Origin of the sequence: Lentzea sp., from assembly GCF_035525475.1 — a bacterium.
In the GTDB taxonomy this organism is placed as follows: domain Bacteria; phylum Actinomycetota; class Actinomycetes; order Mycobacteriales; family Pseudonocardiaceae; genus Lentzea.
Genome location: NZ_DATLEC010000264.1, coordinates 1 through 6,069 on the forward strand (window position 1 = coordinate 1; position 6,069 = coordinate 6,069).

The 6,069-nt window shown below is 67.7% G+C and carries 9 protein-coding genes; 5 read left to right on the forward strand and 4 right to left on the reverse strand.

The features are described from left to right. Nucleotides 1-720 (forward strand): DUF5753 domain-containing protein (locus tag VM306_RS40315; RefSeq protein WP_325524836.1); only part of this gene is annotated, 720 nt, incomplete at its 5' end. A gap of 8 nt (nt 721-728) precedes the next feature. Then, nucleotides 729-923: a DUF397 domain-containing protein gene (locus VM306_RS40320; protein WP_325524838.1), complete on the forward strand. Its 195-nt coding sequence runs from the start codon at nt 729-731 to the stop codon at nt 921-923. Here VM306_RS40320 and VM306_RS40325 read toward each other — a convergent pair. After that, nucleotides 913-1,959, reverse strand: coding sequence for a DUF2855 family protein (locus VM306_RS40325; protein ID WP_325524841.1), 1,047 nt, complete (start codon nt 1,957-1,959; stop codon nt 913-915). The genes VM306_RS40320 and VM306_RS40325 overlap by 11 nt on opposite strands. Nucleotides 1,960-1,997: 38 nt before the next feature. Between VM306_RS40325 and VM306_RS40330 the strand changes: the two genes are divergently transcribed. Continuing rightward, complete coding sequence (locus tag VM306_RS40330; RefSeq protein ID WP_325524843.1) at nt 1,998-2,573, forward strand: TetR/AcrR family transcriptional regulator; 576 nt, start codon at nt 1,998-2,000, stop codon at nt 2,571-2,573. On the opposite strand, the gene VM306_RS40335 is transcribed toward VM306_RS40330, so the two are convergent. Continuing rightward, a complete protein-coding gene (locus VM306_RS40335; protein WP_325524845.1) occupies nt 2,554-3,006 on the reverse strand; it encodes a MaoC family dehydratase in 453 nt (150 codons plus the stop codon). The genes VM306_RS40330 and VM306_RS40335 overlap by 20 nt on opposite strands. Before the next feature lie 5 nt (nt 3,007-3,011). Next, the gene (gene fabG, locus VM306_RS40340) at nt 3,012-3,764 is read right to left on the reverse strand and encodes a 3-oxoacyl-ACP reductase FabG (protein WP_325524847.1); all 753 of its coding nucleotides are present in this window, start codon (nt 3,762-3,764) and stop codon (nt 3,012-3,014) included. Nucleotides 3,765-3,908: 144 nt separating this feature from the next. On the opposite strand from fabG, the gene VM306_RS40345 reads away from it, so the two are divergent. Further along, nucleotides 3,909-4,709, forward strand: coding sequence for an SDR family NAD(P)-dependent oxidoreductase (locus VM306_RS40345; RefSeq protein WP_325524849.1), 801 nt, complete (start codon nt 3,909-3,911; stop codon nt 4,707-4,709). A 1-nt stretch (nt 4,710) separates the two neighbouring features. Beyond that, on the forward strand, nt 4,711-5,682 hold the full coding sequence (locus VM306_RS40350) for an NADPH:quinone oxidoreductase family protein (protein WP_325524852.1): 972 nt from the start codon (nt 4,711-4,713) through the stop codon (nt 5,680-5,682). A gap of 87 nt (nt 5,683-5,769) precedes the next feature. Here VM306_RS40350 and VM306_RS40355 read toward each other — a convergent pair. Next, the coding region (locus VM306_RS40355; RefSeq protein ID WP_325524856.1) for a DUF6319 family protein at nt 5,770-6,069 on the reverse strand (300 nt) is incomplete at its 5' end.

Sequence of the window (6,069 nt, forward strand, 5' to 3'; positions counted from 1 at the left end):
CGGCTGCGCTACAACTACCAGAAGCTGAGCCGCATCGAGAACGGCCAGCTGCCGGAGTACCACGGCCTGCGCGCGATGCTCGACCTCTACGGCGTGCTCGTCTCGGAGGAGGCGCCGTTCATCGAGATGTGGGAACGAGCCGGCGAGAAGGGCTGGTGGCACCCTTACGGCCTCGATGATCAGGGCTACATCAGCCTGGAACACGACGCGATCAAGGTGTGCGAGTTCCAACTCGGCTATGTCCCCGGTCTGCTGCAAACCGAGCACTACATGCGCGAGTCGTTCGCGAGTGCCAGGGCACAGCACTCGCGAAGGTGGATCCAGAACCAGGTGGCAGTCCGAATGCAGCGGCAACAACGCCTGGTCGGTGATGAGCCGCTCGAGTATCACGCGATCATCGACGAGGCCGCCCTCCGGCAAGCGGACCGCGATCAGTTGATGCACGTCGAACACATGAGTCGGCTGCCGAACGTGACGGTGCAGATCCTCTCGCGGTCGGCCGGCATGCACGACGGGCAGAACGGGTCGTTCATCCTGCTGGACTTCGCGTACCCAGGTGAGATGACCGTGCTGTACGTCGAGCACGCCGCGGGCGCCGCCCACATCGAGGAGGTCGAGAGGGTGAAGGCCAGTAGACTCGTCTACAAGCACCTCTCGAAACTGGCCTTGACTCCGGACGAGTCAGCCGAGTGGATCGGGAGGCTGGCTGCCGAGAGGTAGGGATCGACGTGTCTGCTGTGTGGCGCAAGAGCAGCCGCAGCAACAATGGCGCGAACGGCGCCTGCGTGGAGATCGCCCTGGACGGCTTCGCAGCCCGCATCCGCGACTCGAAGGGCCGGGCGGACGCCACCGTCGCGGCGCCCGCCTGGGGTGCGTTCCTCGCGACCGTCAAGGACGGCGAGTTCGGCCCGTTCAGAAGGTGATGACGTCGGTCCTGGCCGGGTCCGCTTTCCCGGCGACCACGGCCCGCCAGACGTCGACCAGCTCGTCCGGGCCGCTGTGGTGCACGACGGAGACCCAGTCACCGGCCTGAGCGGTGAACGAGCGCCAGGCGGTGCCGAACCGCTCAGCGAAGCCGTCGGAGCCCCAGTCGGAGGTGCGCTTGCGCAGCTGGTCCGGCGCGAAGAAGAACTCCGACCGCGTGTCCCGCGAGGCGGTCTGGTGGGTGAGGCCGATCGAGACGTCCTTCACCAGGTCGGGGCCAAGGCGGTCGTGCAGGGCCGAACGCACGTCGGCCGAACCGCTGAAGTCCAGGTACACCGAAGGCTCGACGTCCACGGCGGCGTCGTAGGGCAGCACGGTGTCGTAGAGGCCCAGACCGGCGGTGAACTCCACGTTGCGGGGCGAGGTCAGGCCCACGAGCCGGACGCCCTGGGAGCGCAGGCAGTGGGCGGTGCCGAACGCCGTCTTGCTGGACGCCGAGGAGATGACGACCGTGCGGGCGCCGTGGAAGTCGTTGTCGGCCAGCCGGTCCGCCAGCAGGAACGACGTGAGGAACAGCGGCCGGTAGAGGACCTGGAGGTCTTCGAGCTGCTCGTCGTAGGCGGGGTCTCGCGTGGTGACCAGGTAGCTGTTGTAGACGGCGGGCAGGTCGGCGCGGTGGTCGGCCGTGTCGACGAAACCGGCCGAGGTCAGCCTCGCGCGCACGATCAGGTGGCTCGACATCGGCAGGTAGCCGTAGACGCGGGTACCGGCGGGCAGGGCGTCCAATGTGGAGTCGATGACGTCGGCGAAGCCCCACAGCGGGATCACTCCCTGGCCTGGGCCGCCGGCGGGGAAGAAGTCCCAGTAGCCGAACCGGTCGCCGATCACACCATAGGTGACGTTGTTGGCGGTGAGGCCGACGCGGTGCACGCGGAGGAGCACCTCGCAGTCGGACAGCTCGGGCAGTTCGTCGTGCAGGACTTCGGTTTCGGTGAGGTCCTCGCGGTCGGCGACGACGGTCCAGCGACTGATCATTGCCTGGATTCTCCTCGGTCGGGAGGTACGCTCCGGTCGTGACCGTGCCTGAAAGACTGATCGACGCCGCCACCCGCCTGTTCGCGGAAAAGGGCTACGAGCGGGTCGCCGTGCAGGAGATCGTGGAGAGCGCCGGTGTCACCAAAGGCGCTATGTACCACTACTTCGGGTCGAAGGACGACCTGCTGCACGAGATCTACGGGCGGTTGCTGCGCTTGCAGACCGAGCACCTGGAGAAGATCGCCGCGGCGGACGGGCCGGTCGCCAAGCGGCTGCGCGAGGCCGCGATCGACGTGATCGTCACCAGCGTCGACGACTTCGACGCCGCCAAGGTGTTCTTCCGCTCGATGAACCACCTCTCCGCGGAGAAGCAGCGGGAGGTGCGGGCGGAACGGCGGCGTTTCCACGAGAAGTTCCGCGGCCTGGTCGAGGAGGGGCAGCAGGACGGCACCTTCCGCGCCGACGTGCCCGCCGACGTCGCCACGTACTACTTCTTCGGGTCGCTGCACCAGCTCGGCACGTGGTACCGCCCGGACGGGGACATCCCCGCCGGACGGCTCGCGGAGTACTACGCGGACCTGCTGATCCACAGCCTCACGGAACGATCACGCTGACGATCTCGGCGACGCACGCGGGCTTGGAGCTGCCCTCGATCTCGATGACGACCTTGGTCACGAGCTGCTTGCCCAGCGCGATGTCCGAGACGTCCAGCAGCTCGACACCGCCGCGCACCCTGGAGCCCACGAGCACCGGCTGCGGGAAGCGCACCTTGTTGCTGCCGTAGTTGACGCCCATCTTGATGTTCTTGACGGTGTAGACGTCCCGCACCAGGTACGGGACCAGCGACAACGTCAGGTAGCCGTGCGCGACGGGCCCGCCGAACGGGCCCTGCTTCGCCTTCTCGACGTCGATGTGGATCCACTGGTGGTCGAGCGTCGCGTCGGCGAACAGGTCGACCTGCTCCTGCGTGATCTCGTGCCACTCGCCGAACCCGAGGTGCTCGCCCTTCGCGGCGACCAACTCGTCGATGTTCTCGAACGTGCGCATGGTCGTCAGTCCTTCGGTCCGCCGGCGACGTAGATGACCTGGCCGGACACGAACCCGGCACCCTCGCTCACCAGGAACGACGCGGTGTGCGCGATGTCCTCCGGCTGGCCGACGCGCGCGACCGGGATGGCCTGCGCGGCACCGTTGACGAGGTCCTCGAACGAGATCTTCATGCGCTCGGCGGTCGCCTTGGTCATCTCGGTGGCGATGAAACCGGGCGCGATCGCGTTGACCGTGACGCCGAACTTGCCCAGCTCGATCGCGAGGGTCTTCGTGAAGCCCTGCAGACCGGCCTTGGCGGCGGAGTAGTTGGCCTGGCCGCGGTTGCCGAGCGCGCTCGTGCTCGACAGGTTGACGATCCGGCCGAAGCCTTCCTTCGTCTGGAACGCCTGCACGGCCTTGCTCATCAGGAAGGCGCCGCGCAGGTGCACGTTCATGACCGTGTCCCAGTCGCTCGCGGACATCTTGAACAGCAGGTTGTCCCGCAGCACACCGGCGTTGTTGATCAGCACGGTCGGCGCGCCGAGCTCCTCGGCGACCTTCGCGACCGCGGCGTCGACCTGCTCCTCGTCGGCCACGTCGACCTTCAGGCCGAGAGCGCGCCCACCGCCCGCGGCGATCTTGTCGGCGCCGTCGCGCACACCCTGCTCGTCGAGGTCGAACAACGCGACGGCCAGGCCGTCCGCGGCGAGACGCTGCGCGACCGCGGCACCGATGCCGCGCGCCGCGCCGGTGACGATCGCAACCCTGTCGGCCACGGGTCCTCCTTCGTTGGGGGATGGTGAGCTAAGCAAGCGCTTAGTAACGTACCTATCAGTCCGCTTGACGTCCAGCGTCGTGCGGACGACCATACCGACTGGTCGGAATGTTGCCCGGAAGTTGCTCCAGCTGCAAGGAGGCAGGTGCCCGTGGAACTCAGCGGCAAGGTCGCGCTCATCACCGGCGGATCCAACGGCATCGGCGCCGGCGCGGCCCGTCGCCTGGCTCCTCTCGGCGTCTCGGTCGTGGTCGCCGACGTGGACGAGGAGCAGGGCAGGGTCGTCGCCGGCGAGGTCGGCGGCGTCTTCGTGCGCTGCGACGTGACCCGGCCAGAGGACTCGGCCGCCGCGGTCGAGGTGGCCGTGCGCGAGTTCGGCGGGTTGGACATCGCCTTCCTGAACGCCGGCATCGGCACCGGGTGTTCGCTGGGCGACGACTTCGACGTCGAGACCTACCGGCGTGCGATGGCCATCAACCTCGACGGCGTTGTCTACGGCGCGCACCACGCGTTGCCGGCGGTTCGTTCTCGCGGTGGGCAGATCATCGCCACCGCGTCCATGGCCGGCCTCATGCCGATGCCTGGCGATCCTGTCTACGGCGCCAACAAGGCCGCCGTCGTCGGACTGGTCCGGTCGCTCGGTGGCGCCTATCCGGACGTGCGCATCAACGCGCTGTGCCCCGCGTTCGCCGACACGAACATCATCACGCCGTTGCGCGCCACGCTGGACGAGATCGGCATGCCGATCCTGCCCGTGTCCGCTGTGGTGGACACCTTCATGTCCATTGTGGAAGGTTCCGGCACCGGTGAGGCCTGGTTCGTGCAGGCCGGCCGTGAGTCCGAGCCGTTCGGCTTCCGGAACCCGCCCGGACCGCGTGCCGCCGATGGCTCGCGGGTCGAAGGCGCTCGCAAGGACCCCGTTTCCCTCGCGCTCAAGGAGAGCTGACGTGCGTGCCATCCAGATCACCGAGTTCGGCGGGCCCGAGGTGCTCCAGCAGGTGGAGCTGCCCGACCCCGTCGCCGGCGAGGGCGAGGTGCTGATCACCGTCTCGCGCGCCGGGCTGAACTACGCGGACACGCACCAGGCGGAGAACTCCTACCTGGCTCGGATGACGCTGCCGCTGGTTCCCGGCGGTGAGGTCGCCGGGACCACCGCTGACGGGCGTCGGGTCGTCGCGCTCACCAAGAACTCCGGCGGGTATGCGGAGAAGGCTGTCGCGCCTGCTCTGACCACCTTCGGCGTTCCTGACGGTGTGGACGACCTGACTGCGTTGTCGATGGTCGTCCAGGGTGCTACCGCCTGGTTGTTGTTGCGCAAATCGACCCACATGGAGCCTGGGGAGTCGGTTGTCGTTCACGCCGCCGCTGGTGGTGTGGGGACGATCGCTGTTCAGCTGGCCAAGTTGTGGGGTGCCGGTCGTGTGATCGCCACGGCTTCTTCTGAGGAGAAGCGGAAGCTGGCTCTCGACCTCGGTGCTGATGTCGCTGTTGATTCTCGTTCTTCGGACATGACCGCTGCCTTGATCGAGGCCAACGGTGGGCGGCGGGTCGACGTCGTGCTGGACATGACTGGAGGGGCTACCACTGATCAGTCGTTGGTCGCGCTGGCTCCGTTTGGGCGGCTTGCGTTTTATGGCATGGCCTCGCGGGAAAGGCCGAAGCCGGTTGACCTCGGGGCGTTGCTGGTGCACTCCACGACCGTTGCGGGTATGTGGCTGCCTCACGCCCTGAAGGTTCGGGATGCTGAGCACGGGACTTTGGCGCATCGGGCCATGGCTGAGTTGTTCGCGCTTGTCGTGGACGGGTCTTTGAAGGCTGTTCCCGGTGGGGAGTACGGGATGTCGGAGATCCGGCAGGCCCATGAGGATCTTCGGGCTCGTCGTACCGCGGGGAAGCTGGTTCTGGATCCTTCTCGGTAGTTCGCTGTGCGGGGCTCTGCCCCGGACCCTTGTGCGCGAAAGGGCGGCCCGCTTGTTGTGCGGGCCGCCCTTTCTGCTTGATGCTGCCTACTCGTCGGAGAGCTCTGCCAGCTGGGCCTTCACCCTGGCCAGCTCTGCCTCGAGCTCCTCCATGCGGGTGCGGTGCTGGTCGCGCGCCGCCTCCAGCACGGACTCGATGCCCTCCGCGATGTCCGCGTGCAGCTCCTTGGCTGCCTTGGCCACGGCGATGGCCGGGATCACCAGGCCCGACACCACGCGCTGCGTGCCGTGGACCAGGTCGGCCTGCCACTCGCCTTCGGCGGTGCCCGTCACCGTGAGGGTGAGCTCCACCGTGCGGGTCTTCTTCGCCGTGCTCTTGGGGCGGCC

Bases quoted from the DNA above. Each gene is read 5' to 3' on its own strand.
- VM306_RS40325 (WP_325524841.1), bottom strand. From the start codon at position 1,959: ATGATCAGTCGCTGGACCGTCGTCGCCGACCGCGAGGACCTCACCGAA.
- VM306_RS40335 (WP_325524845.1), bottom strand. From the start codon at position 3,006: ATGCGCACGTTCGAGAACATCGACGAGTTGGTCGCCGCGAAGGGCGAG.